We start from the raw sequence: 16,234 nt of genomic DNA on the forward strand, positions 1-16,234 counted from the left end.
CCGCGGAGCGGGTCCCTTCGGGCTTCGCCCGAAGAAGCGAGCCAGGGCGCTGCGCGCCCTGGCCGCTCCCGCTCCGCGTGAGCGGATGCGGTTCGCTCCGCTCACCGCCAGGCGGCACGCGCTCCGCGCGCCCCGCCAACCGCAGGGCACCCGGCCCGCATTGCGGGCCGGGGCTGGCCTCCAGCCGGACCGGTGGCCTCCGCTGCGCTCCAGCCACCCACCACCCCACCGCCTGACCCCACGTCACCCGCCGTACCACCAGGTGCGCCACGCTCCGCGCGGCCCACCCACGGGCCTGGCGGCCCGAGCAGCAGCAAGAGGAAGGGGGGTGACAGGTAGTCAGAAGAGTGAAAGGCCGGACTACCGGGACGGGCGTACCTCCATCGGGTGATCGGGGCTAGTTAGCGTGCATCATTTTGTGAGGCTAGATAGAGTTTGGAATCAGCACGGCGCACCATTGCTAGCAAAAAACACCCGCAAATTTGACTTCTGCTTTCACCGAAAGTCAGCACAGATGGAATCGGACAAATTCACCTTCGCTGCATGGACCTTACCCACAGAACGGAACCTCAGAAATGGGGAACTCGGAATTCGGAGTGCGGAGGTACCGGAGCCGAACGGCCCCTCGGGCCGGGCGGCGGAACCCTCGACGGCACCCGCCACGCCCTTTTTGCTGCTGGTCCGTCACGGCCAGTACCGCCCGAGACTCAGAGCCGCTGGTGCCGCCTACGGTCCGCGCGGGCCCAGGGGCCCGCGCGCGAAGCCGTCTCAGCCACGGCTGAGTCCGGCCGGCGCCTGCGGGTCGACCTCAGCCACCTAATACTTACGCAGATCAAGAACCCGCAGGTCAGCGCCCTGCACATCCGGCGATCTGTCACCCCAGGAGGTACACAACGTTTGCGATATGTACCTGCTGAGTAGTCACATCGCCGAGCAAATGTCAGCCACGCCGACATTTTCAGGCTCGAAACGTCAGCCAGACCGACGTTCGCGTCGGTGTCCCATCGAGCGGTCTGCCGTCGCCTGCAGGGGGGAGATCTGTCCCCCCTGGGGGGACACAACACGCCGGAACGTCAGTGAGGCCGACATATTTGTCGGCGTGGCTGACATACTGCTGGCGTCCAAGATCAGCGGAGTGGAGAGCAGCCTCGTGACACCCGAGCCACAGCGCCGTCGTCCCGCACCAAAGCGCGCGGTGCGCCGTACGGAGCTGCCCCTCGGTGATGAGATCCAGGCGTGGTCCAAGCCGGTTCAGCCGGTTGAGGACCTCGACTCGGTCGCTCGCCGTTACCCGCGCCGGAAGCTTTCGCTCAGTAGCGAGCGCAAGCCGATGGAGTTCTACGACACCCCGGAGCGTCCCAAGGCGTTCTCCATGGACTCGCTGGAGTTCTTCTTCCTCATCGCGCAGTACTTCCGCGAGGCCCTGCCGCTGCGGCTGATCCTGCTGCTGATCGCCTGCCAGAAGGCCGGCGGGCAGATCCGGCTGACGCAGGAGGAGATGGCGACGGTCCTGGACGTGCCCCGAGCGAAGATCAATGAGGCGCTGCAGGAGGTCATGAGCCATGGCATCGTCTTCAAGGTGCGCCGCGGTGTCTACCAGTTCAACCCGCCCTACTCGTACCGTGTAGCGGAGTTCATCCCGGGCACGGAGCTGGTGGAAGCCGAGTACGTGCAGGTCGACCAGGACAAGACGATCGCGAAGATCCGTAGGGACGAGAGCCTGCCGGATCTGGTGCGGTTCCCGTCGCTGGAGCACATGCGCGAGGCGATCGAGGAGCTACGGAAGAAGCGGGCCGAGGAACGCGCTGCACGCCGGCTGGCCCGCGCGCAGCGCCAGGAGGAGGGATCAGCCCAGTGAGTACCTTGAAGTGGTCGGCGACCAACGCCGACGGTCTCCTCGCCGACCTGGACCTACCGCCCGCCGCCTACCGGGCGCTGTTGAAGCTCCGGGCACGCAGCGAGGCCGGCGGCCGCATCGCGATGGACCAGGCCACCCTCGGTCAGCTGCTCGGGCTCAGCCGCCCCAGCGTGAACGCCGCACTGCGGGAGCTGGAGCTGGCCAAGCTCGTCAAGAAGGTCCGCAACGGCGTCTACCAGATCAACCCGATGCTGGCCGGCTACAACTCCCCCGAGGACGCGCTGGACGCCGTCAAGGCGATGCCCAAGACAGACCGGCTGGACAGCAAGACCTACGTGGCGGACTACCACCGGGCCGTCGCCGCCTATCAGGACCAGCTCGCCGAGCAGCGCAAGAAGCGGGCTGCGGCCGCAGCTGCGAAGAAGGCCGCGGCCGCCAAGAGGCGCGGTTCGCTGCACGCCGTCAGCTGAGCAGGCCAGCACGCTCGCACGGACATCGGCGCTGCACCCTCCACGGGTGCAGCGCCGATCGCGTTTCCTGTGTCGGTGCCGACACCGAAGGCCCCCGTCCGGGTGGACAAAGGTTCCCTGGTACAGGGCCAAACAGCTCGTCAGCAGCTCGGTCGGCGTAGCGCGGGCAGCGAGTGTCAGATCCGTACGCGCGCTTCCCGTCAGCGGGAAACGCGCAGGTCGGAAGCGGTGCGAAAAGAATCATGAGGTGACCCCTTCCCCTGGCTGTACAGATTCCCATACAGTTCCTGTGTGGGAATCCATACAGTCCGGGGTTCGCCGTGTTACTCACCCTGGTCACCGCCGCCCTCGCCGTCCTCGGCACGCTGCTCGGCTCGATCGTCTCCGGTCGCTTCCAGGAGCGGGCCGCCGAACGCGGCGTCCGCGTCAGCCACGGCGAGACGATCCGGCGGGACCGCCTGGAGGCCGTCACCGCGCTGGCCTGCGCCGCCAGCGACCACCGCCGGACGATGTGGATGCGCGGCGACGCGCTCCTCAAGGGCGCCGACCAGGAGCGGGTCCAGGCCCTGCGCAGTGAGAGCCACCTGACCCGTTCACAGGTCACCCGGCCGCTGGTTGCGATGCGCGTGCTCATCACGGACCCGGCCGTGCGCGCCGCCGCCGACCACATGGTCACGCTGACCTACGCGATCCGGGACCACTTCGGCAGCACCGAGGAACTCACCGCTGCCCGCGAGGCCGCGATGGTCGCGCACGACGAGTTCGTGGACACCGCCGCCCGCTACCTCGCCCAGCACGCCTGACCGTTCCACTGGGCGGCCGGCCCAGGAATGTCATCGCTCTCCGGCCGCCCGGGCGCGCCACCACCGACACCTTCCTCACCGCGTATCAGATCGGAGTCCTCATGGAGCAGCAGGCGAAGGTCCTCGCCCGGATCAGCAGCGTCGAGACGGCGGCGAGCGGGCCGCCGGTACCACGGGCAGTGAGGACCTGGCCGTGCTCGCCCCGGCCGCGGCCGCCGCGCTCAACCTGCTTGCCGACGCCGTCCGGCGCGGCGGCGCCGACGACATCGTCCAGGCGCTCAAGGCCGCCGGTGTCCACGAGGCGTTCGCCGGCGTCTTCGACGCCGCCTCCGAGCGCGTCATGGTGGCCGCCGAGGACCCGTACGACTTCGACGTGCGACTGCACGCCGACAACCTCGCCGTGGCCGCGGACGACGTCCGTCGCGCCTTCGAGTGGCTCTAGAGACCCCCGTCCGCACCCGTCACAGCCCCTGGGAGGGCCTGAGATGACCACCGTGTCGATCACCTCGTTCGGCTACCTGCACGGCCAGGAGCCGGCCGCCCGCGTCTGCTACGACCTGCGCCACCAGTTCAAGGACCCGCACCTGCGCCCGGAGCTGCGCTACCTCACCGCCCGGGACGCCCCCGTGCGCGAGGCGGTGATGGGCACCGACGGCGTCCCGGCGCTGGTGCACGCCATCGCCGCCACCGTGGACGCCTACCTTGCCGGGCCGCGCCAGGACGAGCCGCTGACCGTGGCCGTCGGGTGCGCCGGCGGTCGTCACCGCTCCGCGACGGTGGCCGACGCACTCGCAGTCGTCCTGTCCGGCGACGCCGAGAGGGCCGCCGCGTACCTGGTTGCCGACCTGGCCGAGCGGTACACGGGGCGCGGTCTGGCCGTCGACCTTCACCACCGCGACCTCGACAAGGACGTTGTCGACCGCTGAGAGCAGCACCCCCCGCCCCTGTCCGACCCGCACCACCAGGAGGAGAGCCCGGTGACCACCGAGCCCGAGCACACCGACCCCGTCCCCGACCTCACGATCCCGCTGTCCGCCGCTGACGCCCAGGCGCTGGGCGACGACGTCGGCCAGCTCACCCAGCGGTTCGGTGCCGTTCTGCACGGCCTCGCGCAGCTCCGCGCCGGCGGGGCGAGCCTCGATGACCTCGAGACGACTATCGCGACGTCCGCCGAGCTGCTGGACCGGCTGGGGGGCATCCAGAACGCCGCCGTCCGTCAGCATGCGGCAGAAGGCGGCTCGTACGGCGAGCTGGCGAAGGCCATGAACGTCAAGCGGGCCACCGCGCAGTACCGCCGCGACACCCTGCTGAAAAACGACCCGAGCCCCATGGAGCGGTGGGCCACCGGCAGCAACTGACCGCCGTGCAGCAGACCCTCGGCCGGGTGCTGCACGGATCCGCTGCTGCAGCACCCGGCCCTGCTGCACGAGCAGCACCCGTGTGCCGCCCGGCCGCCGGCCTCCCGGTGCAGCACGCCCTCGCCCGCCGTTCAGCACATGCAGCAGCGCCCCGGATCCGTTGCGGTCCGGGGCGCTGCTTGCTGCTTCAGGCTTCGACGTACGCCACGATCGTGATCTGCCGGAGGGCGGTCACGTAGTAGATCACCCGGACCCCGTCGACGTCGTCCACGTAGTCGCGCAGCAGGGTGCCGGGCACCGGGGTGCCCAGCTCGGGGTTGACGCTGATCGCGACGATCGCGCGGTCCAGGCGGTGTGTCTCGGCCGCCGTCAGCTTCTCCAGCTGGCTCAGCGCGGGCTCCACCAGGACGACCTGGGACCGGCGCGGTGCGTGCTCAGGCGACACGGCGGGACTGCTGCTCGTCGGCGAGGCGCTCCAGGTGGGCGTCGCGGGCTTCCTCCCACAGCACACCGGACTCGGGGCTCGGGTAGCCGTTCTCCGCGATGTCCTCCAGCACCGAGGCGAGGACGTCGACCTTCGCGCGCTGGTCGGCCGCATACGCGCGGATCGACGCGGCGGCGTTCTCATCGAGGGGCTGACGGTCGGGTACGGGCGCGGGGGCCGGCTGCTGGCTCATCCGGGGCTCCTGGACGGGTTGCTGGCGTGTGTCCTCACCGTAGCGCCGGCGCGGGGCGCGCCGGGACGGTACGGACCAAACGCTGCGCCGTCGGCCAGCCTAGCGGCCCAGAAGCCTCGCGGGCCAGGGCTACTGTGAGTAGTGAGTAGAGGGTGGCTGGGAGGTTTTCGAGAACGGCGGAACCATCGCCTACTCGGGTTGCTGGTGAGGAGCAGTTCCCTGAGCCCGCCAGTGGCCTAGCCAGTCGCCAAGTTCCGCGGCGGTGTAGAGGTGTCCCAACCCATCTCTGCTGCGGGGGAGCGGGATGCCACGCCGCTGTGAGCGCAGCAGGTACTGCCGCATCGTGGCTGGCTTCCAGGGCACCAACCCAGCGTTGTAGGCCTCCGCGAGCGAGTAGACGGGTTCGCTCGAACCGTCAAGCGCTTCAGATTCACCATAGGAGAGGGCGGAAGGGGCGGTGCAGCCCTTGAGTCCGAGCAGGTCCCAGGCCGGACGGTCGCCCGCGATCCAGTCCTCCAAGAGTAGGCGGTCGATGATCTCGAGCTTCTGGGACTTGGCGAAACCATGGGCCCGCCTGCTGACTGCGCCGTTAGTCACCAACACGACGACGTTGCCTTTGTGCACTGGGCGGCCGGTCCCGTTGAGGACCTGGAGTTCTTGAACCCCAACCATCTTGCCGCCCAGTCCCTGCTTGCGATGCTTGCACTGAATGATCCAGAGCTGACCGGCAGGATCCGTTGCCATGACGTCTGCCCCGTTGTCTCCTGCTCCACCGACTCTCCGCACGTTGGTCGCGCCATCGCGGATCATGAGGTCGCGAACGAGGTACTCGAACTCTCGGTGGTCCAGCCCATCAACGCGTGCCGGGGAGCAGCACGAACGTTGGCACTGGAAGACGGTGGACTGCTGGCGTCTGTGATGTTTCGTTGCTAGTAGCCAACCAGCAGTTGTTGACGCTAAGAGCACGAGCGGCAGGAACCACAGAATGGCTGGTGAACCAGCGGAGGCGACGTACATACCGACACGGTCTCAGGTACCACTGACAATACCCGCGCGCTTTCGGTGGCCTGCACTTCGTGGCCGCTGCGGTCACGGAGCGCCTGGAGCTGGTCGGCCCCGTCGGCGCCCCAAGCCGCTTCCCGTCGCTGAGCTTCCCGTGCGGCCAGGGCTTCCCGAGCGGTGGTGCCTAGTCGACGTGGACCTGGCCGTCAGCCGTCAAGCCCTCATAGCGAGTGCCGCACCGGTCACCTCCTCCCAGAAGGCCACCACGCGGTCGGCCGCGCTCACCGCGCGCTGCCCGTGTCTGCCGGGTCGGTGGGAGCGAGGGCGCGGTCGAGCCAGGCGGCGAGCGCGTTGGTAGCGGCCGGGTTGGCCTGGGCGAGACGGGCGGCGAACTCCAGCTCGCCGTCGCAGGCTCGGGCGTCGGTGCGGGCGAGTGCGGCGAGCAGGGCGGCGTGGGCGCGCACCGCCGGGGGCAGGGAGCCGACGGCGGCCGTGCGCGCGGCCGGGTCGGCGTAGTGGCCGGAGTGGTCGGCGAGGGCCTGCGCCAGCCAGTTGTCGACCTTCGGGTAGCGGTAGTCGCCGCGCTGGGCCAGGAGGTTGCGGGCGGCCTCGTCTCCTGGCAGGCTTTCCACGGTCCGGTCGAGCCGGCCGGCTCCGGCGAGCGCGGCGAGTTCGTCGGCGCGGGCGGCGAGCTGCTGCTGGGCCTTCAGGCGCTGCTGCTCGGCTTGGGCGGCTCGCCGGTCGGCGGCGAGCTCGTCCTGGACGACGGCGTCGGTCTCGGGGTCGTAGACGCCGCCAGTGGTGGCGAGCAACAGTGCGATGCGCTCCCACTCGGCTACTTCGGCCGGGCCGCGTTCGTTGCCGGCCAGGTCCTCGCGGTCGCGGTCCAGGTGCTGTTGCAGTCGGGCGTCCTCGAGCGCGGCCGCGGCCTCGGTCGCGGTCATCCCGGCGGCGCGGCGGCGCACCGCGCGGCGGCCGACCTTGGCCTGGTCGACCGGCTGGCGGGGTGCGGCCGCGCCGGGCGCCGAGACGTGCCGGCGGCGGGATGGGGGAACAGGGGTGCTCACGGAGCCTCCCAATCGTGGCGGAAACGGGTGACGGAGTTCCCGGCTGTCGGGCGGGTGCGCGGCAGCCGTAGACAGGTTTATAGCAGCCGGGTATTCGGCGCGGTCAGAAATCTATCTGGAGGTAATCGACGTCCCGGAAATCGGCGCGCAGGCCCGCGCGAGCTGTCCCTCCCTCGCGGAAATAGGACTCGGTGATGGCCTCAGCGAGCAGCGGTTGCAGCTCATCGTCCGTCGCTCCGCGCTCCTGCGCCTCCAGGATCCGGGCGGCGTGCGAGGGCGAGACAGCGGTCATGATGTCCCGCACCCGGGCGTCGTCCGAGGTGCCGTTCGCGGTGAAGCCGAAGGTGGCCCGGCAGGTGATGACAAGACCGCCGGAGGTCGCCGCGCGCCGCCTCGCCTGCGCTCTGACCTGCGGTTGCCAGTGCTCCTCGGTCTCCTGCGTCAGAACCTCCCGGAGGCGCTTGTGAGGCTTCGTGGCGGCTCCGGCGAGGTAGCGCTGCACCGTGCGCCGGGACACGCCGAGGCGCTCGGCCAAGGCCTGCGTCGAGCCCTTCACACGTGTGCGAAGGAATTCCATCTGGGCTCGCGGGGATTTCGGGGCGGGGCGGGTGAACACGGCGCGCTCGGCCCGTACAAGCGCGGCGCGGATCGTGCCGGGGCGCGAGGTCGGCGGCGGTGTGGTGTCGTCCATGCCGCCCAGGACACGCCGGGCCGCCTGTGGACAGAGGCCGATGATCTGGCACCCGCGCGGGTGACCGCGCTCGAGGCGGGCGGGGCTGCCTACCGTGGTGGGCATGACGACGACTCCTCCGGACGGCCTGCCGGTGCCGGTGCGGGTGGTCCTGCCGGACGGCACCGCGGCGGGCGGGCAAGCACGACATCGAGGTTGTGCTGGCCGTCAGCGTCGCCTGTCGGCAGAATCTCCCCTTGATGGACTTACAAGGGGTCGGGGCGGTCGCCGCCGCAGCGGTAGCGGTTGTCGGAGTTCTCGCCAGCCTGTTGATCGGCCGATGGCAACTGCGAGCAGCACTGAGATCTGCTCAGGCCACACATCAGGCGGGCCTGGCCCAAGCGGAGGCGACCTATACGGCCGCCTTGGACGCGGTGCGCGCGCAGTCAGACTCGGTCCACGATCACTGGCGTCGGGGGGTGCGGCGGGAGGCATGGTCGTCGTTCCTCCTCGCGTCCGAGGCGGTGACGGCGCATGCGAACGAAATGCTCAACGGAGCCGATGCTGATGACGTAACGCTGAGCGCGGCGTGGCGCGATGTGAAGCGGGCTTTCGTGGTGCTGGAGCTGGAAGGGCCGCTAGTGGTGATCGAGGCAGCGGCGGAACTGATGGCATGCTGCGAGGAGCTGATCTCGCTGGCGACCCAGGATGGTTTTGGGGCTCGTGTATGGAGAAGGTTCTACTCCGCGCTGGATGATGAGCGTCGTGCCGTTGCCCGGATGGAGCAGCTTGCTACTCCCGTGCACGATGCCTTTTCCGCGCTGGGGCAACTACAGCATGCGTTGCAGAGGGTGAGGGAGGCACACACATCCGTCATACGGTCGTCCGCACACGCGCGACCGGGTACGACCGCAGCGCTTAGCAGCTATGTACCCCTCCCTGACGCCCTGATGGCTGACCCTCAGATCGCCTACGAGGCGCTTGAGCGATCTTACGAGTCAGCGGTGAGTTGCCTGCGGGAGGTCCTGGGGATGCCGGCCCAGGAAGTGGAAGTGCTGCTGCGAGACACCATGGACGACGGACGCATCGCGATGCTGGACCTCATGGCCGGCGAGTACACGCGCCTGGATGTGGCGCGCCGAGAGTTCCTGGCGGCCGCCCGTCATGCGCTGGACGATGAGCTGCTGAGCAGCCGTACGCCCTCCTCCGGGCCGGGCACGACAGGCGGCGGGTCGGCGGCCGAACGGATGTGACTGAGCGCTTCAGTCGGCGAGTTGAGCATGACACGCGTGTTGTCACCCAGATCCGGCTGGCGGCGGTTGAACGGTTCGCGGCCAAGGCGCGGTGTGAGGTTGAGCCCCCTAAAGGCAACTGGCAGGCTCGCGTCTCATGATCGATGCCTATGCGAAGAACTACCTGCACAACGACCTTCGTTGGATCCGCGAGGCGATGCTGTCGAAGCTCGACGGGCTCTCCGAATACGACGTCCGTCGCCCGCTGACCTCAACCGGGACCAACCTTCTCGGCCTGGTCAAGCACCTGTCGTTCTGGGAGGCCAGGTACTTCGGGGAGGTCTTCGACCGGCCGTTCCCCGAGCCTCTGCCCCGGTGGGACGATGAAACAGAGCGCGGCGCTGACATGTGGGTGACCGAGCGCGAGAGTCGTGCGGAGATCGTCGACCGATACCGGCGAGTGTGGGAACACGCCGACGCGACGATCGAAGCCCTGGCCATCGACGCCCCTGGCCACGTGCCGTGGTGGCCGCATCCCGAAGTGAAGCTCTTCAACGTCCTGGTCCACATCCTCGCCGAGACCAGTCGGCACGCCGGTCACGCCGACATCCTGCGCGAGCAACTCGATGGCACGGTGGGAGTCGACGGGGCCAGCGCCGCCCAGCGGGAACGGGATGCGGTGTTCTGGGCCAACCGGTGCTTGGAAATTGAGCGCGCTGCCAGGGCCGCGCAACCGGGCACTGATCAAGTCGCGTAGGTCAGCGATTCCAACAGGCCCGAAGAAACTTCCGTTACATGTCACGCTCAGCCCACCAATTCTCGTCGCGGTCAGCTCGGTGTTCTGCGGGGTGGCCTCGGTCGACGACCCGTCGGTGTCGGTGGGACTGCTGGGCGCCGCCGTGACCGGCCTCGGCCGGGCTGGACGACGCTTGATCACCCGGGACCGGCACCCGTGGGGGATGCGCGCGTCCAGCAGATGGCGACGGGCCACAGGACAACCCCGGCAGCCCGTGACCGCACGGACAGCTCGGGCGTTGGACACGGCAGCGCGTGCATGAACATCCGACCCCCCGCGGATACGCGTATGAGGCCCCGCACCGGCGCAGCAGCGCAGGGCGGGGCCTCTCAGCATCCCCAGGCCGTCCGGCACCGGCAGGCCGGTCAACTTCACGGTGGCGGGACTGCGCACTCGCGGCACCCGTTGCCCTGCATGACAGCGGACAGGCGGAACCGGCCGAGCAGACCGCAGGTCACACACTGAGCCGCCCAGGGGGCGGTGACGGAGCCGGGGAAGGGTTCGGTCGGGCGTAGTCCGGCGCCGAGCATGATCTCGGTGGCCTGACGCCGGCCTTCCCACCCGCGCCATCTCCTGCGTTCTTCGCCTTCGGTCGTCTGCTTGACCGTCGCCTCCTGGTGCTCTTTGGCCTTGACGCGGTGATAGGCCCTGATCCAGACGGGGAACCGGCGTTCCTTGACCTGGCAGGCGTACAGGTACGCCCGGAGCTGTTCGACGCTGCTGGGCAGCTGCTGACGGTGGGAGATCCGGTACGCGGCGCTTCGGGACAGGAACGCGAACCGTTTCCGCCCCTCGTCCGCGTCCCGTATGGCGCCCACCCGGTCTTCCATGGTCTGCATGGACGGGCGGTTGTCCTCCTCCCAGGCTCTGGCCAGAGCCCTGCCCAGCTCCTCCGCTGTACTCACCATGCGCGGATGCGGAGCTGGGGTCAGGGGGCGGCGCTGCCGGCCGGGGGACCGCGTGGCGTTCTCGTAGAGCAGTCGCGCTTCTTGGGGATCGAGCCCCAGCTTGGCGACGTATCCGTCGATCACGCACTTCTTGGGGACGACAGCACCGGCTTCAGCTCGCTGAACTGTCGAGGTTGACTTGTCGATGGCGTCGGCCGCCTGCGCTTGAGTGAGTCCCAGCGCGGCGCGGCTGCGCCGCAGAGCGGAAGCGAGCTGACCCACGGGGCCGTCCGGCACCTTCTTGAGGCGCCGGACCTTCCGAACGGTGGACATGGTGATGGGTCAGGCGGTGGTGGCCTGCAGCTCTGCCCAGGTGGGGCGAAGGAGCGCGGGCAGCTTGCTGGTGGTGCAGGCCTGCACGACAGCGGCTCCGAAGAGGCCGGCGCAGCCGACGACCAGCACGGCCTTGACCGGCTCCATCCCCATGATGACCAGGAGGGTCACGAGGAGGACCATGACCGTGATGATGACGGCCTCGGGGAAGTTCGGTCGCGGCCTCGGGCCGACGACGGTGGGCAACATGGAAAGCTCCTGCACTATGTGATCGTGGCCGTTCGTGACGGCAGGGTGGTTCGGGTTCCAACAAGGCTGTGCCGCTGGGCGGTTGGCTCGCCGGTCGCGGTGACGGAAATGCTGCCACCCCGTGACCACACGTCACGACCGATAGCCTGATTTCATTCAGTCTCATCTCACCCAATAATTTGGTAGCCCATAGGCATATGCGCGGGCCTCAAGGCGGATCGGAACGGATCCTTGGCCAAAGGACCGGAACGCTCCGTGACGAAGAAGGCGCCGACCAGGGCGGTTACGGGTTCGCTCGCCAGTACCAATCCGGGGGCACGCCACAGCCGTGCGGATGATCATGTAAACACCCAGACGTAAACCAGTTTGGGTTGCCCCGGACGCTTCAACGCTGCGAGCATCCCGCTACGCCCCTGCACCACGTGGTTCCAACAAGGTTGATCAGGGACATCATGCGGGCCCTGGTTGGCTCCGGGTTCGCAGCAACGAGCCGACAGCACATGCTGTCGGCTCGTCCGCGTTTCCCGGCCCGACGCCGGCGGTGCGGGAACCGGCCGCTGCGGCCGGTGTCAGGGCCGGGAACTCCGCATGGCTGCTGGACGTGTTGTGGGATGACGGTTGTGAGGTCCCTCGGTGTTGCAAAAGCGAGGGCGGTGGGCGGCCCGATCGCGAATACGGGAAGGAACAGGGCATGTTGGCGGAGGCGTTGACGGCGTTGACGGCATTGGCGGCTGCGGGTGGCGGCGCGGTGGTGCAGGCCGCGGGTACGGATGCTTGGAACGAGCTGCGGCGGCGGGTCGGGCTGATCTTCGGCCGTGGTGATGCCGCGCGGGCGCAGGCCGAACTCGAACGGCTCGATCACACCGCCCGGGTCCTGGTTGCAGATGGTGAGGGAGACGCTGCTGTGGAACGGCTGCGGCAGGAGGGCCTGTGGGCCGGGCGGTTCGAGGCCCTGCTGGAGGGTCTCGACGATGCCGGGCGCGACCGCGCGGCCAGGGAACTGCGTGAACTGCTGGCGTTCGTCGCCGCGTCGACCGGTGATACGGCCGTCGCCACGGGGCGGGCGGTGGCGCATGACGGGGGAAGCGCGGTCACCGGTATCAAGAAGAGCGCCGGCGGCCCGGGCCCGACGCGGGCGGTGCACACTGGGGACGCCGAGGCCACCGGGGCGGGCTCCAGCGCCGTCAGCGGCATCGTCAACGAATAGACCGGCCGGGAGCGTCGGAAAGCGACGAGGGAAGTACAGGGGGGGCGGCATGGTCCGTTGGCCGCGGCGCAAGGACAGCACGGGAACAGGCACCATCCCGGCTGTGCGAGCGGATACGGGCGGCAACGGCCAGGCTCCACCGGCTGACGGCAGTATCCGGCCGTCCACGGCTCGCGGGCCTGGGGGGATGTGGCAGGAGGTGCTGCGCAGCGGGGACGCGACGGCCACCGGCGGGGGGATCGCCGTTTCCGGCATCTACAACTCCACCGTGCACCTGCCCCCGGGGGAGCTGCGGCCTCCTGCCGAGGTGGAGGCCTGCGCGGGTCTGGACGACCTGCCCCAGGGGCCGGGTCTGTTCGTGGGACGCGGCAACGAACTCGAGTGGCTCGACGCTGCCCTCGCCGCTCCCGGTGTGGCCCTGGTCCAGGCCGTGCACGGGCTGGGCGGGATCGGTAAGAGCGCCCTGGCCGCCCACTGGGTCGCCACCCGCCCCCACGGCCACGCCCCGGTCCGATGGATCACCGCGGACAGCCCGGCCGCGGTGCGACAGGGCCTGGCCGACCTCGCCACCGCCCTGCAGCCCGTCCTGGCCAGAGTCCTGCCGGTCGAGGCGCTCACCGAGTGGGGCCTGCAGTGGCTGGCCAGCCACACCGGCTGGCTGATCGTCCTGGACAACGTCACCGACCCCGCCCACATCGCCGGCCTGCTCGCCCGCGCCCGAGGCGGCCGGTTCCTGATTACCAGCCGCCTCGCCACCGCCTGGAGCACCGCAGTCACGCTGGTCCGCCTCGACATCCTTCACCCCGACGAATCCCTCGCCCTGCTCACCAGGACCGTCATCACGACGAGCCCTGGGCGTAGCCTGGACGGCGCCGCCGAGCTGTGCGACGAACTCGGCCACCTGCCCCTCGCGGTGGAACAGGCTGCCGCCTACCTTGCGCAGAACCCGCTCACCACCCCGCGCACCTACCTGAAGTTGCTCTCCCGGCACCCGGCGGCGATGTACCGGCAGGGTGCGGTGACGACTCCCGCCGAGCGGACCATCGCCCGGATCTGGAACATTACCCTCGACCGCATCACCCATCTCCAGCCCCAGGCCGCCGACCTGCTGCGCACCCTGGCCTGGTACGCCCCCGACCACATCCCCGCCACCCTGGCGGTCCGCCCCGACAACCCACCCGCCATGCACACAGCGCTCGGCCTACTGACCGCCTACAACCTGGTCACCCCTGACCCCGCTACCCAGACCCTGTCCGTCCACCGCCTCGTCCAGGCCCTCGCCCGCACCCCCGACCCCGACGACCCCCACCGCACCCCCACCCTCATCGCCCAAGCCCGAGACCAAGCCACTGTCAACCTGCACGCCCTCCTGCCCCCCACCTGGGACACCCCCGACACTTGGCCCGTCTGGCGAACCGTGCTCCCCCACATCGACGCCCTCACCGACCACACCACTTCGGACACTGACACCCCTGCCACCGCAGACATCCTCCACCGCACCGCAGTCTTCATTAACGACCAAGGCCAGCCCGCCCGCGCTATCCCACTCCTTCAACGCGCAATCATTTTCATAGACGGGGTGCTGGGTGAAGACGATCCCCTCGCTTTGGCCTCCCACAACAACCTTGCCGGCGTTTATAAGTCGGCGGGGGACTTGGACCGGGCCATCCCACTCTTAGAGAAAACCCTCACTGACCGCGTGCGGGTGCTGGGAAAGGACCACCCTGACACACTTGCCTCGCGTAACAACCTTGCTGCCGCTTATGAGTCAGCGGGTGACCTGGACCGGGCTATCCCCCTGTACGAGGGGACCCTCACTGACACCGAGCGGGTGTTAGGGGAGGACCATCCCACTACGCTGACCCTGCGTAACAACATCGCCAGCGCCTATAAGTCGGCGGGTGACCTGAATCGGGCCATCCCCTTGTTCGAGCAGACCCTCACTGACACCGAGCGGGTGCTGGGCGAAGACCACCCTGGCACCTTGAACTCCCGTAACAACCTGGCCAGCGCCTACCAGTCGGCGGGGGACCTCGACCGCGCCATCCCGCTGTACGAGCAGACCCTCAACGACCGGGTGCGGGTGCTGGGCGAAGACCACCCCGACACCTTGAACTCCCGTAACAACCTGGCCGGCGCCTACGAGGAGGCGGGGGACCTCGACCGCGCCATCCCGCTGTACGAGCAGACCCTCAACGACCGGGTGCGGGTGCTGGGCGAAGACCACCCCGACACCTTGAACTCCCGTAACAACCTGGCCGGCGCCTACGAGGAGGCGGGGGACCTCGACCGCGCCATCCCGCTGTACGAGCAGACCCTCAACGACCGGGTGCGGGTGCTGGGCGAAGACCACCCCGGCACCCTGACATGCAGCCACAACCTGGCCGATGCCTACCAGTCGGCGGGGGACCTCGACCGCGCCATCCCCCTGTACGAGCAGACCCTCAACGACCGGGTGCGGGTGCTGGGCGAAGACCACCCCGGCACCCTGACATGCAGCCACAACCTGGCCGATGCCTACCAGTCGGCGGGGGACCTCGACCGCGCCATCCCGCTGTACGAGCAGACCCTCAACGACCGGGTGCGGGTGCTGGGCGAAGACCACCCCGGCACCCTGACATGCAGCCACAACCTTGCCTACGCCTACCAGTCGGCGGGTGACCTGAATCGGGCCATCCCCTTGTTCGAGCAGACCCTCACTGACACCGAGCGGGTGCTCGGCGAAGACCACCCTGGCACCCTGACATGCCGCCACAACCTTGCCTACGCCTACCAGTCGGCGGGGGACCTCGACCGCGCCATCCCCCTGTACGAGCGGACTCTCACCGAAACCGAACGAGTGCTGGGCGAGAACCATCTATCCACCATCACCTGCCGCGACAACCTGGCCGGCGCCTACCAGTCGGTGGGGGATCTGGGCCGCGCCATCCCGCTGTACGAGCAGACCCTCAACGACCGGGTTCGGGTGCTGGGCCAGAACCACCCTTCAACCCTGGCCTCCCACAACGACTTGGCCTACGCCTACGAGGCGGCGGGGGACTTGGGCCGCGCCATCCCGCTGTACGAGCAGACCCTCAACGACCGGGTGCGGGTGCTGGGCGAAATCCACCCCGACACCCTGGTCTCCCGCCATAACCTCGCTGGCGCCTATCAGTGGGTGGGGGATCTGGGCCGCGCCATCCCGCTGTACGAGCGGACTCTCACCGAAACCGAACGAGTGCTGGGCGAAGACCACCCATCCACCCTGACCTCCCGAAACAGCCTCGCTGGCGCCTATCAGTGGGTGGGGGATCTGGGCCGCGCCATCCCCCTGTACGAGCGGACTCTCACCGAAACCGAACGAGTGCTGGGCGAGAACCACCCATCCACCATCACCTGCCGCAACAACCTGGCCTACGCCTATCAGTCGGCGGGGGACCTCGACCGCGCCATCCCCCTGTACGAGCGGAACCTCACCGAAATCGAATGGGTGCTGGGGGAAGAGCACCCAATCACGGCGATGTTTCGAGGCAATCTCGCTTCGGCTATTGCAAAGCGTGACGGACGCACTAGATGCGTTGATCAGGAGCGTTGTTGACACCTGCGCACCTCGGCAAGCGGTGCGCAGCCAAGCTTTCTGAGATGA

The 16,234-nt window shown here is 68.9% G+C and carries 17 protein-coding genes; 10 read left to right on the top strand and 7 right to left on the bottom strand.

Annotated elements, in window-relative coordinates; all coding sequences use genetic code 11:
- Positions 1 to 1,099: 1,099 nt before the first annotated feature.
- The 6 genes from ACSURM_RS38890 to ACSURM_RS38915 all read left to right on the top strand — a co-directional run bounded on the left by ACSURM_RS38890 (position 1,100) and on the right by ACSURM_RS38915 (position 4,489).
- Positions 1,100 to 1,858 carry a hypothetical protein gene (locus ACSURM_RS38890; protein ID WP_436961406.1) on the top strand — a complete coding sequence of 253 codons (759 nt, stop codon included), beginning with the start codon at positions 1,100 to 1,102 and terminating at the stop codon, positions 1,856 to 1,858.
- Positions 1,855 to 2,328, top strand: a complete 474-nt coding sequence (locus ACSURM_RS38895; RefSeq protein WP_436961407.1) for a helix-turn-helix domain-containing protein — start codon at positions 1,855 to 1,857, stop codon at positions 2,326 to 2,328. Before ACSURM_RS38890 ends, ACSURM_RS38895 begins: the two co-directional genes overlap by 4 nt.
- Before the next feature lie 320 nt (positions 2,329 to 2,648).
- Positions 2,649 to 3,131: a hypothetical protein gene (locus tag ACSURM_RS38900; RefSeq protein ID WP_436961408.1), complete on the top strand. Its 483-nt coding sequence runs from the start codon at positions 2,649 to 2,651 to the stop codon at positions 3,129 to 3,131.
- A gap of 193 nt (positions 3,132 to 3,324) precedes the next feature.
- Positions 3,325 to 3,573 carry a hypothetical protein gene (locus tag ACSURM_RS38905; protein WP_436961409.1) on the top strand — a complete coding sequence of 83 codons (249 nt, stop codon included), beginning with the start codon at positions 3,325 to 3,327 and terminating at the stop codon, positions 3,571 to 3,573.
- A 43-nt stretch (positions 3,574 to 3,616) separates the two neighbouring features.
- A complete protein-coding gene (locus ACSURM_RS38910) occupies positions 3,617 to 4,057 on the top strand; it encodes a RapZ C-terminal domain-containing protein (RefSeq protein WP_436961410.1) in 441 nt (146 codons plus the stop codon).
- Positions 4,058 to 4,108: 51 nt separating this feature from the next.
- Positions 4,109 to 4,489: a hypothetical protein gene (locus tag ACSURM_RS38915; protein ID WP_436961411.1), complete on the top strand. Its 381-nt coding sequence runs from the start codon at positions 4,109 to 4,111 to the stop codon at positions 4,487 to 4,489.
- 187 nt (positions 4,490 to 4,676) lie between these two features.
- Here ACSURM_RS38915 and ACSURM_RS38920 read toward each other — a convergent pair whose 3' ends face one another.
- From ACSURM_RS38920 to tpg, 5 genes are all read right to left on the bottom strand, one after another.
- Positions 4,677 to 4,934: a hypothetical protein gene (locus tag ACSURM_RS38920; protein ID WP_436961412.1), complete on the bottom strand. Its 258-nt coding sequence runs from the start codon at positions 4,932 to 4,934 to the stop codon at positions 4,677 to 4,679.
- The gene (locus tag ACSURM_RS38925; RefSeq protein WP_436961413.1) at positions 4,924 to 5,166 is read right to left on the bottom strand and encodes a hypothetical protein; all 243 of its coding nucleotides are present in this window, start codon (positions 5,164 to 5,166) and stop codon (positions 4,924 to 4,926) included. The genes ACSURM_RS38920 and ACSURM_RS38925 overlap by 11 nt, the downstream gene beginning before the upstream one ends.
- A 189-nt stretch (positions 5,167 to 5,355) precedes the next feature.
- Positions 5,356 to 6,183 (bottom strand): restriction endonuclease, encoded by an 828-nt coding sequence (locus tag ACSURM_RS38930; protein ID WP_436961414.1) that lies wholly within the window; start codon positions 6,181 to 6,183, stop codon positions 5,356 to 5,358.
- Between the two features lie 266 nt (positions 6,184 to 6,449).
- Positions 6,450 to 7,235, bottom strand: a complete 786-nt coding sequence (locus ACSURM_RS38935; RefSeq protein ID WP_436961415.1) for a hypothetical protein — start codon at positions 7,233 to 7,235, stop codon at positions 6,450 to 6,452.
- Between the two features lie 103 nt (positions 7,236 to 7,338).
- Positions 7,339 to 8,031, bottom strand: a complete 693-nt coding sequence (gene tpg / locus ACSURM_RS38940) for a telomere-protecting terminal protein Tpg (RefSeq protein ID WP_436961416.1) — start codon at positions 8,029 to 8,031, stop codon at positions 7,339 to 7,341.
- 131 nt (positions 8,032 to 8,162) lie between these two features.
- On the opposite strand from tpg, the gene ACSURM_RS38945 reads away from it, so the two are divergent.
- On the top strand, positions 8,163 to 9,158 hold the full coding sequence (locus ACSURM_RS38945; protein ID WP_436961417.1) for a hypothetical protein: 996 nt from the start codon (positions 8,163 to 8,165) through the stop codon (positions 9,156 to 9,158).
- A 136-nt stretch (positions 9,159 to 9,294) separates the two neighbouring features.
- Complete coding sequence (locus ACSURM_RS38950; RefSeq protein ID WP_436961418.1) at positions 9,295 to 9,894, top strand: DinB family protein; 600 nt, start codon at positions 9,295 to 9,297, stop codon at positions 9,892 to 9,894.
- A 410-nt stretch (positions 9,895 to 10,304) separates the two neighbouring features.
- On the opposite strand, the gene ACSURM_RS38955 is transcribed toward ACSURM_RS38950, so the two are convergent.
- Together ACSURM_RS38955 and ACSURM_RS38960 are read right to left on the bottom strand one after the other, a co-directional pair.
- Positions 10,305 to 11,153, bottom strand: coding sequence for a helix-turn-helix domain-containing protein (locus tag ACSURM_RS38955; RefSeq protein ID WP_436961419.1), 849 nt, complete (start codon positions 11,151 to 11,153; stop codon positions 10,305 to 10,307).
- A 9-nt stretch (positions 11,154 to 11,162) separates the two neighbouring features.
- Positions 11,163 to 11,402, bottom strand: coding sequence for a hypothetical protein (locus ACSURM_RS38960; protein WP_436960774.1), 240 nt, complete (start codon positions 11,400 to 11,402; stop codon positions 11,163 to 11,165).
- A gap of 691 nt (positions 11,403 to 12,093) precedes the next feature.
- On the opposite strand from ACSURM_RS38960, the gene ACSURM_RS38965 reads away from it, so the two are divergent.
- Complete coding sequence (locus ACSURM_RS38965; protein WP_436961420.1) at positions 12,094 to 12,609, top strand: hypothetical protein; 516 nt, start codon at positions 12,094 to 12,096, stop codon at positions 12,607 to 12,609.
- Between the two features lie 187 nt (positions 12,610 to 12,796).
- On the top strand, positions 12,797 to 16,186 hold the full coding sequence (locus tag ACSURM_RS38970) for a tetratricopeptide repeat protein (RefSeq protein ID WP_436961421.1): 3,390 nt from the start codon (positions 12,797 to 12,799) through the stop codon (positions 16,184 to 16,186).
- Positions 16,187 to 16,234 lie beyond the last annotated feature (48 nt).

The sequence above is a fragment of the Streptomyces sp. SudanB182_2057 genome, assembly GCF_964272715.1.
Classification (GTDB): Bacteria; Actinomycetota; Actinomycetes; order Streptomycetales; family Streptomycetaceae; genus Streptomyces; species Streptomyces rubradiris.

Coding starts and splice junctions, on each gene's coding strand:
- ACSURM_RS38970 (WP_436961421.1), top strand. CDS start 12,797: ATGTGGCAGGAGGTGCTGCGCAGCGGGGACGCGACGGCCACCGGCGGG.
- ACSURM_RS38910 (WP_436961410.1), top strand. CDS start 3,617: ATGACCACCGTGTCGATCACCTCGTTCGGCTACCTGCACGGCCAGGAG.
- ACSURM_RS38950 (WP_436961418.1), top strand. CDS start 9,295: ATGATCGATGCCTATGCGAAGAACTACCTGCACAACGACCTTCGTTGG.
- ACSURM_RS38930 (WP_436961414.1), bottom strand. CDS start 6,183: ATGTACGTCGCCTCCGCTGGTTCACCAGCCATTCTGTGGTTCCTGCCG.
- tpg (WP_436961416.1), bottom strand. CDS start 8,031: ATGCCCACCACGGTAGGCAGCCCCGCCCGCCTCGAGCGCGGTCACCCG.
- ACSURM_RS38960 (WP_436960774.1), bottom strand. CDS start 11,402: ATGTTGCCCACCGTCGTCGGCCCGAGGCCGCGACCGAACTTCCCCGAG.
- ACSURM_RS38925 (WP_436961413.1), bottom strand. CDS start 5,166: ATGAGCCAGCAGCCGGCCCCCGCGCCCGTACCCGACCGTCAGCCCCTC.
- ACSURM_RS38965 (WP_436961420.1), top strand. CDS start 12,094: ATGTTGGCGGAGGCGTTGACGGCGTTGACGGCATTGGCGGCTGCGGGT.
- ACSURM_RS38955 (WP_436961419.1), bottom strand. CDS start 11,153: ATGTCCACCGTTCGGAAGGTCCGGCGCCTCAAGAAGGTGCCGGACGGC.